Source organism: Blautia sp. MSK.20.85 (genome assembly GCF_013317245.1).
In the GTDB taxonomy this organism is placed as follows: domain Bacteria; phylum Bacillota; class Clostridia; order Lachnospirales; family Lachnospiraceae; genus Blautia_A.
The window spans coordinates 1-348 of record NZ_JAAIUN010000120.1 but is presented as its reverse complement, the minus strand read 5'-3'; the positions used below and the strand labels follow the sequence as shown (position 1 = coordinate 348).

The following is a 348-nucleotide window of genomic DNA, read 5'->3' as shown; positions in this document are numbered from 1 at the left end:
CATGGCAAATAAATTATATGCAATGGAACAGCTGACGGAAGAGGTGGCAAAAGATGTAGCTGCCAGTCCGCAGGAATGGATGCGGTTCCTAAACACTGCATCCAGACTGTACAAATACACTTTTCCAGAACAGCTTTTAATTTATGCACAGCGACCGGAAGCAACTGCCGTAGCATCCATGGAAATCTGGAATCAGAAGATGTACCGATGGATCAAAAAGGGATCTAAGGGGATTGCCTTGATTGACAATACTTCCGGACCGAAAACAAAACTTCGGTATGTATTTGATGTGCAGGACACTTATAAAGTGCGGAATCTTGGAAAGGATCCTCAGTTATGGAATCTTCC

The 348-nt window shown here is 43.7% G+C and carries 1 protein-coding gene; it reads left to right on the top strand.

What is annotated here, in order from left to right; all coding sequences use genetic code 11:
• Positions 1-348: hypothetical protein (locus G5B12_RS17180; protein ID WP_174088991.1), on the top strand; the 348-nt coding region annotated here is incomplete at both ends.